At 69.5% G+C, this 17,414-nt stretch carries 14 protein-coding genes and 1 pseudogene; 6 read left to right on the forward strand and 9 right to left on the reverse strand.

What is annotated here, in order from left to right; translation table 11 throughout:
• Positions 1–3 precede the first annotated feature (3 nt).
• Positions 4–2,058 (forward strand): amylo-alpha-1,6-glucosidase, encoded by a 2,055-nt coding sequence (locus WME79_RS08390; protein WP_437534093.1) that lies wholly within the window; start codon positions 4–6, stop codon positions 2,056–2,058.
• 53 nt (positions 2,059–2,111) lie between these two features.
• Here the strand turns inward: WME79_RS08390 and WME79_RS08395 are convergent, their stop codons facing one another.
• The 7 genes and pseudogenes from WME79_RS08395 to WME79_RS08425 all read right to left on the reverse strand — a co-directional run.
• Positions 2,112–3,122, reverse strand: coding sequence for an aldo/keto reductase (locus WME79_RS08395; RefSeq protein WP_437534094.1), 1,011 nt, complete (start codon positions 3,120–3,122; stop codon positions 2,112–2,114).
• Positions 3,100–3,801: a cyclase family protein gene (locus WME79_RS08400; RefSeq protein WP_437534095.1), complete on the reverse strand. Its 702-nt coding sequence runs from the start codon at positions 3,799–3,801 to the stop codon at positions 3,100–3,102. The genes WME79_RS08395 and WME79_RS08400 overlap by 23 nt, the downstream gene beginning before the upstream one ends.
• A gap of 82 nt (positions 3,802–3,883) precedes the next feature.
• The gene (locus WME79_RS08405) at positions 3,884–4,879 is read right to left on the reverse strand and encodes a C-terminal binding protein (protein ID WP_437534096.1); all 996 of its coding nucleotides are present in this window, start codon (positions 4,877–4,879) and stop codon (positions 3,884–3,886) included.
• Positions 4,880–4,905: 26 nt separating this feature from the next.
• Complete coding sequence (locus WME79_RS08410; protein ID WP_437534097.1) at positions 4,906–6,681, reverse strand: IlvD/Edd family dehydratase; 1,776 nt, start codon at positions 6,679–6,681, stop codon at positions 4,906–4,908.
• Between the two features lie 40 nt (positions 6,682–6,721).
• Positions 6,722–7,861: a glucose 1-dehydrogenase gene (locus WME79_RS08415; RefSeq protein ID WP_437534098.1), complete on the reverse strand. Its 1,140-nt coding sequence runs from the start codon at positions 7,859–7,861 to the stop codon at positions 6,722–6,724.
• 255 nt (positions 7,862–8,116) lie between these two features.
• The gene (locus WME79_RS08420; protein ID WP_437534099.1) at positions 8,117–8,554 is read right to left on the reverse strand and encodes a cupin domain-containing protein; all 438 of its coding nucleotides are present in this window, start codon (positions 8,552–8,554) and stop codon (positions 8,117–8,119) included.
• Positions 8,555–8,814: 260 nt separating this feature from the next.
• Positions 8,815–8,937, reverse strand: a pseudogene (locus WME79_RS08425) (peroxiredoxin); the annotation flags it as partial.
• Between the two features lie 278 nt (positions 8,938–9,215).
• On the opposite strand from WME79_RS08425, the gene WME79_RS08430 reads away from it, so the two are divergent.
• A complete protein-coding gene (locus WME79_RS08430) occupies positions 9,216–9,680 on the forward strand; it encodes a hypothetical protein (protein ID WP_437534100.1) in 465 nt (154 codons plus the stop codon).
• Between the two features lie 76 nt (positions 9,681–9,756).
• Positions 9,757–10,413: a hypothetical protein gene (locus tag WME79_RS08435; RefSeq protein ID WP_437534101.1), complete on the forward strand. Its 657-nt coding sequence runs from the start codon at positions 9,757–9,759 to the stop codon at positions 10,411–10,413.
• 33 nt (positions 10,414–10,446) lie between these two features.
• On the opposite strand, the gene WME79_RS08440 is transcribed toward WME79_RS08435, so the two are convergent.
• The gene (locus WME79_RS08440; protein WP_437534102.1) at positions 10,447–11,409 is read right to left on the reverse strand and encodes an AraC family transcriptional regulator; all 963 of its coding nucleotides are present in this window, start codon (positions 11,407–11,409) and stop codon (positions 10,447–10,449) included.
• A 221-nt stretch (positions 11,410–11,630) separates the two neighbouring features.
• Between WME79_RS08440 and WME79_RS08445 the strand changes: the two genes are divergently transcribed.
• On the forward strand, positions 11,631–12,707 hold the full coding sequence (locus WME79_RS08445) for an MBL fold metallo-hydrolase (protein ID WP_437534103.1): 1,077 nt from the start codon (positions 11,631–11,633) through the stop codon (positions 12,705–12,707).
• A gap of 266 nt (positions 12,708–12,973) precedes the next feature.
• Positions 12,974–14,104, forward strand: coding sequence for a hypothetical protein (locus tag WME79_RS08450; protein ID WP_437534104.1), 1,131 nt, complete (start codon positions 12,974–12,976; stop codon positions 14,102–14,104).
• A gap of 125 nt (positions 14,105–14,229) precedes the next feature.
• Here the strand turns inward: WME79_RS08450 and WME79_RS08455 are convergent, their stop codons facing one another.
• Positions 14,230–15,858 carry an N-acyl-D-amino-acid deacylase family protein gene (locus WME79_RS08455; RefSeq protein WP_437534105.1) on the reverse strand — a complete coding sequence of 543 codons (1,629 nt, stop codon included), beginning with the start codon at positions 15,856–15,858 and terminating at the stop codon, positions 14,230–14,232.
• Positions 15,859–16,258: 400 nt separating this feature from the next.
• On the opposite strand from WME79_RS08455, the gene WME79_RS08460 reads away from it, so the two are divergent.
• Positions 16,259–17,335, forward strand: coding sequence for a glycosyltransferase family 2 protein (locus tag WME79_RS08460; protein ID WP_437534106.1), 1,077 nt, complete (start codon positions 16,259–16,261; stop codon positions 17,333–17,335).
• Positions 17,336–17,414: the final 79 nt, after the last annotated feature.

Genomic DNA, 17,414 nt, shown 5'->3' on the forward strand with positions numbered 1-17,414 from the left:
CCCATGGAACGGCAAGTGAGCATTCTGGACGGCGGCACGTTCGTCGTCAGCGATCTGCGCGGCAACATCGAACACTCCGTCAGCCGGCCGCTCGGCCTATTTCACCTCGATACGCGCTTTCTGTCCGAATGGATCCTGACGATCGACGGCGTCGTCCCGGCCGCGCTGTCCACCGACGACGTGCAATACTTCCAGGCCCAGTTCTTCCTCGTCCCGAGGCCTGCCGCGATGTACGTCGAATCGACCCTGTCGATCGTCCGGAGCCGGTTTGCGGGCGATGGCTTCCACGAGGACCTCCTGCTCATGAACCACGGCAAGGTCCCCGTCGAGCTCGAGGTCCGCATCCAGGCCGCCGCCGATTTTGCTGACCTGTTCGAGGTCAAGGACATGCTCCCGAAGAAAGGCGAGCACTATCACCGCATCGAGGACAATCGGCTCGTCCTCGGCTATCGACGCGAGCGCTTCGTGCGCGAGACATGGATCTCCGCCTCGCAGCCCGCGCAGATCGATCCGCGCGGCATGACCTTTCGGGCGACCATCGCGCCGCACGGCCGCTGGAGCACGTGCCTCGACGTCGTGGCGGCGATCGACGGCCTCGAGGAGCGGCACACCCGGGTGAAGTACGCCCATGGCGAGAGCCACGCGCGCCCGAACATCGGCATCAGCCTCGAGAGCTGGGTCGACCACGCGCCACGACTCCTCACCTCGAACGAGACGCTCGCCCGGACGTACGAGCGGAGCCTCGTCGACCTGGCCGCGCTGCGCTTCTTCTCCAAGCTGATGCCGGACGCCGCCATTCCGGCCGCTGGTCTACCGTGGTTCATGGCGGCCTTCGGCCGTGACAGCATCATCACGAGCCTGCAAGCGTTGCCGTTCGTCCCCGAGCTCTCGCGCTCCACGCTCCGCTATCTCGCGCGCCGCCAGGGCAGCCGCCGGGACGATTTCCGCGACGAGGAGCCGGGAAAGATCCTCCACGAGGTTCGCTGGGGCGAGCTGACCGCCTTCGAAGAGCGGCCGCACTCTCCCTACTTCGGCTCTGCCGACTCGACGCCGCTCTTCCTGATCTTGCTGGACGAGTACGAGCGCTGGACCGGCGACGCGGAGCTCGTCCAGTCCATGGAGCACACCGCGCGCGCCGCGCTTCGATGGATCGATGAGTGGGGCGACCGGGACGGCGACGGGTATGTCGAATACGACACGCGCAACCCCGAGACGGGCCTGGAGAACCAGTGCTGGAAAGACTCGTGGGACTCCATCGTCTTTCATGATGGATCGCTCGCGCCGCGGCCGCTCGCGTGCTGTGAGATCCAGGGCTACGTCTACGACGCGAAGGTGCGCAGCGCCCGGCTCGCGCGCGAGTTCTGGCGGGACCCCGAGCTGGCGGCGCGCCTGGAGCGAGACGCGGCCGAGCTGAAACGCCGATTCAATCAGGACTTCTGGCTCGAGGATCGCGGGTTCTTCGCGCTCGCGCTGGATGGCAAAAAGCGCCGGGTCGACTCCTTGACCTCGAACATCGGCCACTTGCTCTGGAGCGGTATCGTCGAAACATCCAAGGCCGAACGCGTTGTGGAGCACCTCCTCGGACCGCATCTGTTCAGCGGCTGGGGGGTGCGCACCATGGCAGACGACGAGGGCGGGTACAACCCCATCGGATATCACGTGGGCACGGTCTGGCCGCACGAGAACTCGCTGATCGCGCTCGGGCTCCGGCGTTACGGCTTCAGCGTGGAGGCGGGGCGCGTCGCCACGGGCAACCTGGCCGCGGCTCCCTTCTTCCACTACCGCCTGCCGGAGGCGTTTGCCGGGTATCCACGAGAGCTCACCAGCTTCCCGGTCGAGTATCCGACCGCGTGCAGCCCACAGGCCTGGGCCACGGCGGCTCCGTTGCTCTTTCTGCGCGTCGTGCTCGGGCTGGAGCCGATGGGCAATCGCCTGTTCGTCGATCCGGCGGTCCCCGCCGAGCTCGGGGAGATTCGGCTGCTCGACATCCCCGGGCGCTGGGGCAGGTGCGACGCCTTCGGCCGAGCGCGCCCGGAGTCGGGGCTCCGGGCGGCGTGAATCGCCATGCCGGCGGCTAGCTCGTAGCCGCCGGCATGGACTCGCAAGCAGCGTCAGGCTGCGCTGCGCGCCTTGGTGGGGCGCTCCGGCGGCGCCATGAACTCGGGACCTACCGGGTCGCGCACGGCTCCGGTGAGCACGGCGTCGATGTGGGCGCGGGCTTCGTCGTCGAGGCTCCATCCCATCACATCGTTGATCGGCGCGAGCTCCTCCGGCCGTCGAGCTCCCCAGAGAGCCACCGAGACACCCGGGTGGTCCAGCACCCAGCGCACCGCGAGCGCGAGCACGCCCCGAGCGTAGCGGTCGCGCGCGAAGCGTTCGAGGCCCCTCACCGCGTCGAGGTACTGCGCGAAGCGCGGAGGCTGAAACTTCGGATCGGTCTTCCTGAGGTCGTCCCCCTTGAACGCGGTCTTCTCGTCGATCGCGCCGCTCAGGAGCCCGCGGCAGAGCGCGCCGTAGGTGAGCGTGGCGACCCCGTTGTCGCGGCACCAAGGCAGGATGTCCCCCTCCGCCTGCCTCTCGAAGAGGTTCAGCGGCGGCTGCGCCGAGGCGATCGGCGCGACAGAGCGGAACCGCTGCATCGCGTCGATCGAGTAATTGGAGACGCCGATCGCGCGGATCTTGCCTTCACGCTGGAGATCGAGGAGGGCCTGGGCCGTCTCTTCGTAGGGCGTCTGTGGATCCGGCCAGTGAACCTGATACAGATCGATGTAGTCGGTGCGCAGGCGGATGAGCGAGAGCTTGACCTCCTCCAGGATCTGCCTGCGCGTCCCGTTCCGGAAGAGCGCGTCGCCGCGTCGCTCGAGGCCCCCTTTGGTCGCGAGGATCACGCGCTCGCGCTGGCCCCGCTCGGCGATGGCCCGTCCGACGACCTCCTCGGAGTGCCCGAACCCGTAGGCCGGCGCGGTGTCGATCAGGTTGATCCCGAGATCGAGCGCCGCGTGAATCGTGCGGACCGACGCGTCGTCGTCGGCGCCACCCCATTGATACCCGCCCATGGCCCAGGTCCCGAGGCCGACCCGGCTCGCTGGAATCGGCACGTCACGAATGTTTGCTTGCTCCATGGTGCACTTCCTCCGTTTCTTCCGATCGCCGCCGGCGCAAGACGACCCGCGCGGGAGCCCCGTCGAGCCCCTCCAGGCGTATCGGCAGGGCGACGAGGTCGTACGAGCCGGGCTCGACCCGCGATAGGTCCAGCCCTTCGATGATGGCGACGTCCGCCGAGAGCAGGAGCCGGTGCGTCTCGGCCCCGCGATCCATGCCTCCGATCGACAGGTAGTCGATCCCCAGGGCCCAGACGCCTCGCTCGACGAGATAATGGGCCGCCTCCAGGGACAGGTACGTGTAATCGGAGCGAAATCGCTTCTCGCCCCAGCGTCGGGAGTTTCCCGTCTTGAAGAGGATTCGAGCGCCGGGGCGGATCTCGACGGGCTCGAGGTGGGCCGGCTGGATACGATCGACCTCGCCGAGATCGAGGACGCGCGCGGGGCCGATCAGCCGGTCGAGCGGGACGCGATCGATCCCCGCGGCGCGGACAATGAAATGAACCGGCGCGTCCACGTGCGTGCCTGTGTGCGCGCCGAGCGAGAGGCGTGAGACGGTCGCGGGATCGCCGCGCTCGAGGTGCTCCGTCTGGACGATCTCTACCGGGGGATTGCCCGGCCAGTGCACCATGCCGTCACGGATTGGCACGCTCACGTCGACCCACGGCTCCTCGGCCTGGTTCAGGGCTGGTTGTCGCATGGATGTGTCCCTCCAAGGCTGCATCCGTCATATGCATCCATATGCATCCGCCGTACCCACTGACGCCGGCGAGACGGCGGGCTCAAGCGGCCATGAGGTTCACGGGCGACATCGGCTCCTGTCCGGACAGGACTCGAACGACCTCGCTCGCCGCGAATCGTCGGACGAACTCGATCGACTCTTCCGAATAGTAGGCGGCGTGGGGCGAGATGACGACATTCTCGAGCGAGAAGAGCGGGCTCGTCGGCCTCCAGTCCCGGCGCTTCGCCGGCTCCTCGGCGGTGTCGTCGAGCCCGGCCCCCGCGATCCATCCCTCCTCGAGCGCCCGGTACAGCGCGTCGTCGTCGATGATCGGACCACGGGCGGTGTTGACGAGGATCGCTGTCGGCTTCATGCGCCGGAGCTCGTGTTCCCCGAAGAGACCACGGGTCCCCTGGGTCAGCGGCGCCTGGATGACGAGGTAGTCGGAGCGCTCCAGGAGCTCGTCGAAGGACACGGGGACAGCGCCGGCGGCGCGGATCTCGTCCGTTTCGAGAAAGGGGTCGTGCGCCGTGACGCGCACACCGAAGCTCGCCATCCTCGCGGCGACGTTTCGGGCGATCGCGCCGAACGACAGGAGCCCCAGGGTCGCGCCCCGCATCCGGTGGATCGGCCGGCCATCCTGCCAGGACCAGGATCCGCCGCGCGTGGCACGATCGTACGCGGGCAGCTTGCGGGCGAGCGTGAGCAAGAGCGCCACGGCGTGGTCGGCGACCTCGTCGGCGCACCAGTCGTTCGGCGCGTTGGTGACGCGGATCCCTCGGCCGGTCGCCGCCGCGACATCGACAGTGTCGACCCCGGTGCCGTACCGAGCGATGACCTGGCAGCGCCGGAGCCCCGAGATGGCTCGCCCCTTGACCTCGGCGTACTGCGTGAGCACGCCGACGGCGTCGCGCGCGACGGCCACGACGTCCTCCTCGGTCTTGCACTGCGCGGCGACCAGCTCGAAGCCGGCCGGTTCCACGAGAGAGCGCTCGATGTCAACGTCGCCAAAGTCGTAGTCCAGCACGACGACCTGCCCCGTCCGTTCCATGCTCATGGTCCTTACCTCCATTCCCGTGCCGTTCAGTGTGAGTGACGAGGCAGCCCGCGAAGCTGAACGAGGTGCTGGTACCGAACGGCCGGCTCGAAGCACGCGCCGGTGGACAGGGGGCCGACCGCGTTCCGGTAGATCTCCTGCCATGGCGTCTGGTTCTCGAGCTCCGGCAGCTTCAGGGACCTGCGGCGCTGCTCGATCTCGTCGTCGGAGAGCAACACGTCCACGCGACGCCGGCGCAGATCGACCTGGATGCGATCCCCCGTCCGGATCAGCGCGAGCCCGCCGCCCACCGCGGACTCGGGCGACGCGTTCAGGATCGAGGGGCTGTCCGAGGTGCCGCTCTGGCGGCCATCGCCGAGCGTCGGCAGGGATATCCCCTCTCGAACCAGCGCGTCGGGCGGATCCATGTTCACGACCTCCGCGGAGCCCGGATAACCGATGGGCCCCGTGTTGCGCATGACGAGGATGCAGCGCTCGTCGATCCCGAGCGACGGATCGTTGATGCGAGCGTGGTAATCCTCAGGCCCCTCGAAGACGATGGCCCGCGCCACGAAGACATCGGGATTGGCGGGGTCCGACAGGTAGCGGTTGCGGAAGATCTCTCCGATCACGCTGCTCTTCATGACGGCCGAGTCGAAGAGGTTCCCGCTCATGACGAGCAGGCCGGCGGCGCGGAGCAGAGGATCTTCGTACGATCGGATCACGTCGCGGTTGGCGACGACGGCGCTCGCCACGTTCTCACCCACGGTTCGTCCGGACACCGTGAGCGCATCCCCGTGGAGACGGCCCGCGCGGAGCAGCTCGTTCATGACGGCGGGCGCCCCCCCCGCGCGATAGAAGTCCTCTCCCAGGAAGCGCCCGGCGGGCTGGCAGTCGACGAGCAAGTGGACGTCTTGCCCGACCCTCTGCCAATCGTCGTTCGTCAAGTCGACCCCGACGTGGCGCGCGATGGCGTTCATGTGGATGGGGCAGTTGGTCGACGCGCCGATCGCCGAGGCGACCGCGATCGCGTTCTCGAACGCCGCCTTGGTCATGATCGCGCTCGGCGTCAGGTCCTCGTGCACCATCTCCACGATCCTTCGCCCGGTCGCGTAGGCCATCTGCGCCCGCTCCCGATAGGGCGCCGGGATCGCCGCGCATCCGGGCAGCGTCATCCCGACGGCCTCGGCGAGGACGTTCATCGACAAGGCCGTTCCCATCGTGTTGCAGTGTCCCACGCTGGGCGCCGCCGCCGCGACCATGTCCATGAACTCCGTGTAGTCGATGCTGCCGGACGCCAGGAGCCGGCGTGCCTCCCAGATCACGAGCCCCGAGCCGGCGAGCCTTCCCCGGTAATATCCGTTCAACATCGGCCCGCCCGAGAGCACGATCGCGGGCAGGTCGACCGTCGCCGCCGCCATCAGGCAGGACGGCGTGGTCTTGTCGCAGCCCGTCGTGAGGACGACGCCGTCGAGCGGGTATCCGTGGAGCACCTCCACGAGCCCGAGGTACGCGAGGTTCCGGTCGAGGGCTGCGGTGGGCCTCTTGCCTGTCTCCTGGAGGGGGTGCGCCGGGAATTCCAGCGGGATCCCGCCGGCGTCACGCACGCCCTCCTTGACCCGGACGGCGAGGCTCAGATGATGGCGATTGCATGGCACGAGGTCGCTCCCCGTCTGGGCGATCCCGATGACGGGGCGGCCGGATTGGAGCTCTTCACGGGTCAGCCCGAAGTTCAGGTAGCGCTCGAGGTACAGCGCCGTCATCTCCGGATTGGTCGCGTCGTCCCACCACGCCTGGCTCCTGAGCTTTCGCTTCTGGTTCATCGCTGTCCTTCCTGGTTCCTGGACGAGGGGGCGCCACGGCCTACCCAGCGGCCCGAAGCCCTTCATCACGCGTCGCGGTTCCGGCCTCCGCGACGTGGATCACCGTCTTCGCTCCACCCCACCCCGCGCGCAGCAAGGCCGGCGCCTCGTCGAGCGAGATCCGCCGCGCGATCACGCGGCGCGCGGCGTCGGGAAACAGGACCAGGAACTGCTCGAGCATCCGGACGGCTGCCTCGTAGGATTTGCGGCCGGCGTTCACGGTCCCGAACATCAGCTGGTTCTGGAGGACGAAATCGCGCATCAGACCGGATGCGTCGAAGTCGATCGCAGGCCCTGGCGCAGGGATGCCGGTGAGGATGAACGCGCCGTTCGCCGCCAGCGCGGGGAGGGTATTGAACGCGAACGCCGGCACGCCCACCGCTTCGATGATCACGTCGAACCGCCCGTGGCGCCTCACCAGCCCGGCGACATCGGTGGACTCGCTCGATACGTAGTCGGCGCCGATGCTGCGCACGAAGAGCGCCCGATCGCCGTCCTTCGGCTCCCTCGAATACACGACCGCCCGATACCCGTTCGCGACCAGCCCCATCGCCGTGAGCACGCCGATCGGTCCGGCGCCGAGGACCAGGCCCCGCGGCGCGTCGTCTTCCCAGGGCAGGCGCGCCAGGGCAGCGTCGAGCTGGGTGAACGCTTTGCCCACGACGCTCAGCGGCTCGACGAGGACGCCGAGCTCGCCGAGCGCCGGAGGGACGGGGACGAGGTAGCGCTCCTCCTCGACGAAGAGCTCGGTCATGAAGCCGCCCGCCCCGGAGATACCGCGCTCGATGAACTCGCCCGTCGCGCAGAAGTCCTGGTGCCCGACGCGGCAGGCCGGGCACTCGATCCTGGTACAGGGCCGACGCACCGTCGGCACCACGAGATCTCCGGGCCGAAGGCGAACCACGCCCTCACCCGTCTGCACGACCTCGGCGAGGGCCTCGTGTCCCAGCACGAGCCGGTCCGTCCCTGCCGGGGCGGACCCATACGTGAACGCGGCAATCTCTCGGTCGGTCCCGCACACTCCGACCGCGAGCGTGCGGAGCAGCGCGTGCCCGTTCGCCAGCGGCCGAGCATCCGGTTGGTCTTCCTCCTCCACGAGACACACCACCCTCTCGGCCATCAAGGCAGCGACCGACTTCACGCGTCCCCTCTTCCTGCGAGCACCTGCTCGCTCGTCGCCGTGCGTGCCAGGCAGGGCACGCCGGCGCCGGGTCCCATGGGTCGTTCGTCTGGATGCGGCAAGCCCGTGGCGAGCACTCGCCGGTGACCTACCGCTTTGGAGAAGGCGGTCGCTTCCCGACAGGCGCGGAGGTGGTGAGCTTTCCCGTGTGATCGCGTTTGACCGGATCGGACGGGACTCGATCGGTCGCTTGCTGCCGGCTCTCCACGAGATGCATCATTGGACGGGCAGCAACGGGGCCACGCCCCGGTTCTTCACGAGCACGACCAGGAACTTCGCGGGCTTCTTGGTGCTCGCGTTCCGGCCGACGGTGTGGATGTCATTGGGCCCCTCATAGAAGGTCTGGCCAGGGGTGAGCGTCACCTCCTTGCCGCCTTTCACGCCCATCACGATCGAGCCTTCGAGGACATAGATGAAGCCGTGGGCGTCGTGACGGTGCACCGGATCGGCGCCGCCGGGGGGGTAGTCGACGATGAGCATCATCACCTCCTTCCCGGGGATGTTCGCGAGCTCCTTCGTCAGGAGCGTCGTGACGACCGGCTCGGGCGCGGCGACAGCGGGGCGGGCGAGCAGGCCCACCGCGACGGCCGCCACGGCGGCGGTGCTCTTCACGAACTTCGAAGTGCGAGAGGCGAAACGGAGATTCTGGAGCATGGGATCCTCGTGGTTGCGGTGCCGTGTCCGCGAGGGGCGCGGCGGACGTGGGGTCGGCGAGGAACCGACGCGGCGTGAAGATCGGCTTGAAGGCCTTGTGCACGTCGGAGTCGAGGCACGCCGCCCAGCGCATCACCTCGACGCGAGCACGCGGCGTGCCGTCGCCGAGGAGCCGCGTGCCGGGGAACGTCTCGGCGAGTGAGCACGCGCCGCGCATGTGAAAGAGCTCCATTTCTGTTTCTCTTGTGACGCGCCGAGCGCGACGTGCCGCCGCCCGGCCCGCCCATCTCGCGCGGCAGGCGCGGCGTGACGTCGAGGTTCCCGTCGCTCGAGCGCGCGATGCCCGAGGCCCGCGCCGTTCCGCGGCTGGCCGACGACGACATCGGCGGTGAGCGCGGCGACGTCGTCCGAGGCCTCGGGAGAACGTAGCCCCGGAGCCTGCGCCGAAGTGTCGCTTGCCAGGCGACAACCCCCCGGCGCGATGTGACTGCCGCGTGACAACCCGCTCGCCACGCAGACTGCCAGTCACGCCGAGCACCACGAATCCAGACCTCCCGCGCTCCCGGAGCCCGCGGCACGGGCCCTGCAAAACGCGGCTTCGGGCGCGGACGGAGGGCACCGCTCCCGACAAACAACAGTTGCCCTCCGGAGAAATCCTCACATGAGCACCACCTTCAAGAGCCTCCTCCTCGCCGCCGTCGCCGTTGTCTCCGTGGGTGCTGTCGCCGCGCCCGCCTCCGCCAGGACGACGACGGCCAGCGCCGGGACCACCATCGTGGCGTCCGATCGCGCGTGCTTCTCGGAGTTCTGGGGCAACATCCACAACAACGGCTCGACCGGCTGCGCTGGCCCGCGTGCCTGGCTCGTCCCCGCCGTCGTGGACCACGCCGGCTGGACCAACTTCTCGGTGGGCGGCATTGCCTTCAACCTCAGCAGCGACGTGAGCTGCCGCGCCATCGGCACGAGCTGGGACGGCTACACCTGGGATCTCTATCCTTCGAAGTCGCTGACCTCCGTCAACGTGTTCCAGCAGATCAACGTGACGAGCTACCACCCCGCCAACGGGTCGTCGTACCTGGCGTGCGACATCACCCCCAGCGGTCGCATCACCACAGTGACGTACTGAGCCCGACGGCCGGCCGCGGGGAGCGAGCCTCCCCGCGCCCGTCCCGCAGCGAGCGAGACTTGCTCTGGAGACAGCCATGAAGAACGGTCATGTCATCGTCACATTCGTCGTGCTCGTCGGGGCCGCCGGTGCGCTCAACGTGTGGAGCGAACGCCGCCACGAGCAGCAGCTCGCGGGCCTCCGCACCGAGATGCGATCGCTGTCCGTGCCGGTGGAGGCGGCGCAGGACCGCCCGCCGAACAAGGCCTTTCTGACCGCGGCCGCGCCCGTCCTCGCGCGGCAGACGGCTCCGCTCGCTCCGGAGCCGGGGCAGGATGACGAGGACGAGGCGGCGCCCCAGAGAGACGCGCAGGACGAGCCGCCCCGCCCCACGTTCGAGCCTGCGGAGATGAAGAGCGAGCTCGACACGGTGTTCGCGTCCGAGCGCCCCGACCCCGCCTGGACCTCGGAGGCGAGCCGCACGGTCAGCTCCCGCGTCGCCGCGGTGCTGCCCGAGTCATCGGCGCTGCGCGACGTCGACTGCCACGCCAGCATGTGCCGTATCGAGACGAGCCACACCGACCTCGAGAGCTACCGGAACTTCGTCCAGGGTGCCTTCATGATCCCCGGCACCCGGATCTGGAACGCCGGCTTCTTCGCGTCGCCGCCGACGCCCGACGCGAGGGGCGAGCTGACCGCCACTGTCTACCTCGCGCGCGAAGGCGAGCCTTTGCCGGTGAGCGTCGTGCAATGAGCGGCCGTGCGCGCGGGAGGATCGCCGCCACCGTCATGACGGTGGCGGCCTCGACTCCTCCCCGCGCGCATCCTCGGGCCTCGCTCCGCTTTCGTGTCCGCGCTGGTACGCCCCCGGGGTTCCGCCGGTCACGCGCCGGAAGGCGCGCGTGAACGAGATGGCCGAGTCGTAGCCGACGCGATGGGCAACCTCGGCGATGGGGATGCCCTCCCGCAGGAGCCCGCGCGCGCGGTCCATCCGTATCCGCGTCAGATACTCGAGCGGCGTCTGGCCCACCGTGCTCCGGAACCTCTCCGCGAAAGCGGAGCGAGACATCCGCGCGCTGCGCGCGAGGTCGTCGATCGTCCAGCCGCGCGCGAGGTCCTCGTGCATGTCGCCGAGCGGGCGCGCGAGCTGCGTGTCCGCGATCGCCGCGAGGACGCCCCTCCTCGGCCCCTCGCCGGTCTGGAGGTAGGCCCGGACCGCCGAGATGAAGAGCGCCTCGGCGAGGCGGCGGATGATCGGGATCGATCCGATCTCCGATGAGCAGACCTCGAGGCGCAACAGCTCGATGAGCGACTGGAGGCCGTGGCTCCGGTTCTGATCGATGCGCAGGTGGATGAAGCGCGGGAGCGCGACGAGGAGAGGCTCGCCCTCCGTCGGATCCACGTCGAAGGCCACGCTCACCAGCGTGGAGCGCGCGCCTCCGCCTCCGTAGCGGATCAGATAGCCGTCCCGGCGATCCTCGAGAGCGGTGCAGTCCACGGTCGCGGAGTCCAGCGAATCGGACAGCACGTAGGGTTCGCCATCCAGAACGAGGAAGAGATCGTCTGCGCCGAGCAGCCTCGGCTCCGGGAGCGCGCGCGTTCGCAGCCAGCACGATCCCGCGACGATGAGCACGAACTTGATGGGGCCGCGGTGCGCGACGCGGTGTCCCCACGGCGCCGACGCCTCGAAGCGCGTGCACAGGGCGCTCTCGACGTGCAGCGAATGAAAGAGTCGGCTGAGGGCATCCATCGCCTCGCTCCTCCGGCGCCCATCAGGCGCCCCATCTGGACGACCGGTTTATTTTTCTGATGTTTCAGGCATAGCAAGTCTACATGCCGGGACGTACGGTGCAACGACGAACGGGCGGCGAACACGGGCCGCCATCCCGCCGAAGGACGGCGAGCAGCGCTCGCGCGCCGCCAACGACCGAAGAAAGCCCGGAGACAAGAACGATCATGCGGATGATTTCCATGCGGCGAATCGCGTCCATCGCGGCCTCACTGCTGCTGCTCGGGGGCGCTCTCACCCTCCCCGCTGCGTGCGCCGCCCCGGCCCCGCCGAGCAGCAGCGCTCCGAAGAGCCCGGCTGCTCCGGAGCAGCCCGCCGCGACGCCGGCGGCACCGGCGCCGTCTCCGGCGGCGAGCGCGCTGGTTCCGTCCGGCGGCGAGAGGCGTCAGGCGGGCTTCTACCACACGCGCGTGGGCGACATCGACGTGACCGTGCTCTCCGACGGCACGTTCGGCCTGGAACTCTCGAACGGCCTCGTCCTCAACGCCAAGCCGGGTGAGGTCGACAAGCTCCTCGCGCAATCCTTCCAGAGGTCGCCGATCGACGTGTCCTTCAACACCTTCCTGATCCACAGGAACGGCAGGACGATCCTCGTCGACACCGGGTGCGCAGAGCTCATGGGCCCCACGACAGGCAAGCTCCCCGCGTCGCTCTCTGCGGCGGGCGTGAGCGCCGAGAGCGTCACCGACGTCTTCCTCACGCACGTTCACCCGGATCACTCCGGCGGGCTCGTGATCGGCGGGAAGAGGGCCTTCCCGAACGCCACCGTCCACCTGAACCAGAAGGATCTCGACTACTGGATGGACAAGGCGATCGCCGCGAAAGCCTCGGGGATGCAGGCCCAGTTCTTCGCCGCGGCGCAAGCCACGTTGCAGCCGTACCTCGACGCCGGGCAAGTGAAGCCGTTCACCGGAGCGGCCGAGTTCTTTCCGGGGTTCCGCGCGGAGCCGGCGTACGGCCACACGCCCGGCCACACGCTGTACGCTCTCGAGAGCGGTGGCCAGAGGCTCCTCCTGTGGGGCGACCTCGTTCACATCATGGCCGTTCAGTTCGACGATCCCTCGGTGGCGGTGGCCTTCGACGTGAACGCGCCGATGGCCGTGGAGACGCGCAAGAAGGCGCTCGCCGACGCGGCCGACAAGGGCTACCTCGTCGCGCACACCCACGCCCCGTTCCCCGGGCTGGGCCACGTCCGGAGAGACGGAGAGTCCTACCGCTGGGTGCCCGCCCCTTACGTCGACGACGCGAAGAGGAAGTAGCGCGACGCCGCGAGAACGCGCGCGCGGCCCTGGGGGGGCCCGGCGCTTCGCGCTCGTGGCACATTTCCGTCAATGGTGGCGCAAACTTTGGCGCGCGTGGCGGTGTGGACTCGATCCGCACGGCTTCGACGGGCGCCGACCCTCACCCCAGGGCATCGCCTGGGCATATACTCGGCGGCGGAGGTTCGGTCATGCCGGTGCGTAGCAGGCGCGTTTGGTACTGGGCGCCGATAGCGGCGGCAGGGCTCGTCGCAGCAGGAAGCCCATTGGCTTGCGGCAGGACGCATCTTGACGATCCAGGCGTCGCGGGCGACTGGGAAGGGGGAACCTCCTCCGATGGCCACGGTCCCGGGGAGGCCGGGCACGAGGCGTCCGGGGGAGGTGTTGGAGGAAGTGGCGCGAGCGGAACCACGGGCAACGGCTCCGGCACGGGTGGCCCGTTCGGCTCGACGGGGTCGGGCGACGGCGGCGCGGCAGCGAGCTCGGGCAGCACGAGCGGCGGGGCTCCAGATGGAACCGGCGGGAGCGCGGGGGCACCTGCGGAGCTGGACTGCTCCACGGCGCGGCCCATCTCGAGCTCGCTCGATCTGAAATACCAGGTCGATCTCGACGAGTTGCCGCTCATCTCGGAGGTCCGCGGGGACCTGGTGCTCAGTGAAGAGGTGCATCGGCTGCATCACCTTGGCTGTCTACGGCACGTCACGGGCACGGTCACCATCCGGTACACGCGTAACCTCCCCACGCTCGAGGGGCTCGAGCGGCTCGAGTCCATCGCGGCGGGTTTGACGATCGCGAACAACGATACGCTCGCGAGCATGACGGGGCTTCAAGGCCTGAAGGCCGTGGATGGCCCGTTGAACATCAATTCGAACCTCCGCCTCGCTGACCTGGGCGGACTCGAGGGTCTGACGACGGTGCGCTTCGGCATTCAAATCGAGGACAACGCCGTCCTGGCGAGTCTCGCCGGGCTGCGCAACCTGACCGGCACGGGCGCAGTGGTGCTCAAATTCAACCCGGCGCTCAAGGACTTGCAGGGCCTCGAAGGCGTGAGCCAGCTCGCCAACCTCCTCGTCATCGGCAACGCGAACCTCGAGAGCCTCGAGGGGCTCTCGGCGCTCGAGACGGTCTACCAAGATCTCACGATCGGGAGCAATGACGTGCTCACGTCCATCGATGGTCTCTCTGCGCTCCGGGCGATCGAGCAAAATCTCACCATCTCGAACAACCGAGAGCTCACCAGCCTCGATGGACTTTCTTCGCTCGAGCGGATCCACTACGCTCTCGAGATCACGACGAACCCGAGGCTCCCCACCTGTGAGGCGGAAGAGCTCCGTGAGCGGACCGGCGTTCCACGAGCGTCCGTGATAGACAACGACGACTCGGCGACGTGCCCGTGACGACGGGGCTGTCCGTCCGCGTTCGATCCCGAGCGCGACGGGGAGCGCGTTTCAGCCGCGGACCATGATTCGCGGAAGATCGCTCGCTCAACGCGCCTGGTCAGCGAAGGAAACCGCCGCCCCGCCTACCTGCGCAGGAGGCGCCCCTGACGGGTCTTGCTCGTCAGCGCGCCGTCCTGCGCCACCACCTCGCCGGTGATCAGGACGGCGCGGATCCCTGACGGCGGCGCGTCGGCCCGCCGCGGCGTCGTGTTGTCCGCCACCGTGGCCGGATCGAAGACGACGAGATCCGCCCAGTGCCCGGGCACGATGCGCCCCACGTCGCGGAGCCCGATCCGCTCGGCGGGCAGCGAGGTCATCCGGCGCACGGCTTCCTCCAGCCGGAACAGACCGGCGTCGCGGCTGTAGTGACCGAGCACCCGCGGGAACGTGCCGAACGACGCCGGGTTGTGCTGGCCGCGCCGGGTGAGGATCGCGTCGGTCTCGAACGCGCAGAGGGGGTGCGAGAGCACGGCCCGGAGCGGCTCGTCCTGCGCATCGACGCCCGAGTACGTGTTCAGGAGGACGCGCGCCTTGCCGTCGCTCACGCGGGCGACGTGCGCGTAGGCGTCGAACTCGCTCCCGCCGAGGCGCGCCGCGATCGCCTCGAAATCGAGCCCCTCGAGCGCCGCGAGCTCCGGCGCCCCGCCCCAGAGCAGCCGGATGTCGGCATACGAGAGCCCGAGGAGCCGCCGGAACATCGCGAACTCCCGCCGGAGCCGGCGGAGGATGGCCGGGTCGTTGATGCGGGCGCGGAAGTCGTCGAGCACCCAGGCGGGGAAGAGGGCGTTCACCGTGGTGTTGCCGACCGTGTAGGGGAACGCGTCGAAGGCGGCGTCGACCCCTCTGTCCACGGCCCGCTCGATCGCGCGGAGCACCCACGGCACCGTGGGCCACGTCCGCCGGCCGATGAAGATCTGATGCGAGAGCTGGATCTTCGCGCCGCTCTCCTCGGCCAGGCCGAGCAGCTCGCGGACGGAGCGGAGGTTGTGCGGCGGGCCGAGGAGCAGCGGCCTGTAGAACGGCGATATCCACGTGTAGGCCCGGCCGTGGACCGTGAACACGCCCCCTTCGTCGGCCACCGTCCGGAGGAGCGTCAGGAACTCGTGCCTTCGCGCGAAGACCCCGGGCGTGTAGGCCAGCCCGGCCGAGAGCCCGAACGCGCCCTCGCGGAGCGACGCGCGCGCGAGCGAACAGAGCGCGTCCATCTGCTCCGGGCTCGGGGGAGCGGCGCTGTTGCCCATGACCGCCTGGCGGAGCGTGCCGTGGCCGACCAGGAGCGCCGCATTGACGAGCAGCCCGCCGGCCTCGAGGGCGGCCAGCAGCTCGCCCATCGAGCGCCACCGGTAGGCGAGCGCTCCGTCCTTCAGGATCTCTGCCGAGTGCTCCACCAGCGGAATCGACGCCTCGGTGACCGGGGCAGGGGAATGACCGCAGTTGCCCGCCACCACGGTCGTGATGCCCTGGGCGACCATCGGCGCGAGGACGTCCTCGTGGTCGGGCAGCGCGAGCAGCCAGTCGATGTGCGAGTGGATGTCGATGAAGCCGGGCGCGACGGCGAGTCCGCTGGCGTCGAGCGTCCGCCCTCCCGCGAGGGCGCCTGGCCCGGCGATCGCGGCGACCTTGCCCTTCTGGATGCCCAGGTCCGCCACGTAGCGAGGCTGGCCGCTGCCATCGAGGATCGTTCCCCGCGAGATGACGAGATCGAAATCCATCTGCACGCCTCCTCAAGAAGCTCTGTCGCGGACGACGCGGGACCGTGGGAAGCCCACCGAATCGGGGACGGCCGTGGTGCGGAGCATGCGCTCCGCGCGGACCGTGCGCTCCCCGATCCGGGATCCGTGGCTCTCGAGCCCAGGCGGACGCGCCGTTCGAGCCGCTGCCCTGGCAGCACGAGGCCGAGCGCTCGTCTGTTCGCGCTCCCATCGCGCGCCCCTCGCATGAGTCCGCCGGTGTGCAGCCAGAGCCCAGCGAGCTGCCCCGGCCGCGTCCAGGCCGCATCACGCAGTGCAGTTCGAGCCGGGCGACCCCGCGAGATCGCGTGGCCCCGCGATTGTATCCGCTGTCGCAGTCCTGCGGCGGGTCGGCTCGACCCGCGAGAGACTGGGAGAGGCCATGGATCAAACAGCGAGCGCGCCGCGAGGCGGGCGTCTCTCTCTGCGCCCGCTCGCCGAGCGGCCGCGGTGCAGCATCGTCATTCCCTGTTACAACGAGGAGCGCTACATCGAGGACGTCCTCCGCTGCGCCCTCGAGCAGCGTTATCCTCCAGAGCTCCTCGAGATCTTCGTGGTCGACGGCGGCTCGACCGACAGGACACGGGAGCTCGTCGGCCGCGCCGCGGCGGAGGATCCACGGGTGACGCTCCTCCACAACCCCGACAGGATCCAGGCCACCGCGATGAACATCGCCATTCGCCGCGCGCGAGGTGAGGTGATCGTCCGGATGGACGCCCACGCCGACTACGCCGGCGACTACGTGGCTGCGTCGGTCGCGGCGCTCCGGCGGACCGGCGCCCTCAACGCGGGCGGCGCGGCGCGGCCGCGCCACCGGAACGGCTTTCAGCGGGCGCTCTGCGTCGCGCTCTCGAGCCCTCTCGGCGTGGGCGGCTCGGCGTACCGGGACCCGTCGCGCGAGGGGTTCGTCGAGTCGGTGTTCAACGGGGCTTTCCGGCGCGAGGCGTTCGAGATCGCCGGCCTCTACGACCCGGCCGCCATCACCAACGAGGACGCCGAGCTGAACCAGCGCATCATCGAGGCTGGCGGCGCGGTCTACCTGTCCCGGGAGATCGTCGCCTATTACTACCCGCGGTCGTCGTTCGCCGCGCTCGTTCGGCAGTATTTCGCGTATGGCAAGGGGCGCGCGCGCACGCTGCTGTGCCGCCGCAAGTTCCTGTCGCTCCGGCCGGCGCTGCCGTTCTTCATGGTGACGGCCTTCGCGCTGCTCGCGCTCGCCTCAGCGCTCGCGCCGGCGGTCCGCCCGGTGCTGGCGCTCGCCTCGCTCGGCTACGCCGCGCTCGTGATCGCGGAGTCGCTCCGGCTCGCGCGGCGCGCCTCGCTGCGTGATTTCCCCCTGCTCTGCGCCATCTTCCCCGCGGTGCACGCCGCGCACGGGCTCGGGTTCTGGGCCGGCCTGCTCCGCGGCGCGCGGGACGGCGTTGGCCGGCGCGAGGCCGAGCGCCTTCCGGCGCCGTGAGCGCGGAGCAGCGCGGCATTCCCCGGGTTCAGCGGCCCGGACGCGGCTCGAGCGGCGGCGCGGCGCGTTGATCGCCCGC

Origin of the sequence: Sorangium sp. So ce726, from assembly GCF_051521405.1 — a bacterium.
Classification (GTDB): domain Bacteria; phylum Myxococcota_A; class Polyangia; order Polyangiales; family Polyangiaceae; genus Sorangium.

What these genes read in the sequence shown, in the direction of transcription:
- WME79_RS08390 (WP_437534093.1), top strand. Translation starts at nt 4, where the DNA reads ATGGAACGGCAAGTGAGCATTCTGGACGGCGGCACGTTCGTCGTCAGC.
- WME79_RS08395 (WP_437534094.1), bottom strand. Translation starts at nt 3,122, where the DNA reads ATGGAGCAAGCAAACATTCGTGACGTGCCGATTCCAGCGAGCCGGGTC.
- WME79_RS08400 (WP_437534095.1), bottom strand. Translation starts at nt 3,801, where the DNA reads ATGCGACAACCAGCCCTGAACCAGGCCGAGGAGCCGTGGGTCGACGTG.
- WME79_RS08405 (WP_437534096.1), bottom strand. Translation starts at nt 4,879, where the DNA reads ATGAGCATGGAACGGACGGGGCAGGTCGTCGTGCTGGACTACGACTTT.
- WME79_RS08410 (WP_437534097.1), bottom strand. Translation starts at nt 6,681, where the DNA reads ATGAACCAGAAGCGAAAGCTCAGGAGCCAGGCGTGGTGGGACGACGCG.
- WME79_RS08420 (WP_437534099.1), bottom strand. Translation starts at nt 8,554, where the DNA reads ATGCTCCAGAATCTCCGTTTCGCCTCTCGCACTTCGAAGTTCGTGAAG.
- WME79_RS08430 (WP_437534100.1), top strand. Translation starts at nt 9,216, where the DNA reads ATGAGCACCACCTTCAAGAGCCTCCTCCTCGCCGCCGTCGCCGTTGTC.
- WME79_RS08435 (WP_437534101.1), top strand. Translation starts at nt 9,757, where the DNA reads ATGAAGAACGGTCATGTCATCGTCACATTCGTCGTGCTCGTCGGGGCC.
- WME79_RS08440 (WP_437534102.1), bottom strand. Translation starts at nt 11,409, where the DNA reads ATGGATGCCCTCAGCCGACTCTTTCATTCGCTGCACGTCGAGAGCGCC.
- WME79_RS08445 (WP_437534103.1), top strand. Translation starts at nt 11,631, where the DNA reads ATGCGGCGAATCGCGTCCATCGCGGCCTCACTGCTGCTGCTCGGGGGC.
- WME79_RS08455 (WP_437534105.1), bottom strand. Translation starts at nt 15,858, where the DNA reads ATGGATTTCGATCTCGTCATCTCGCGGGGAACGATCCTCGATGGCAGC.
- WME79_RS08460 (WP_437534106.1), top strand. Translation starts at nt 16,259, where the DNA reads ATGGATCAAACAGCGAGCGCGCCGCGAGGCGGGCGTCTCTCTCTGCGC.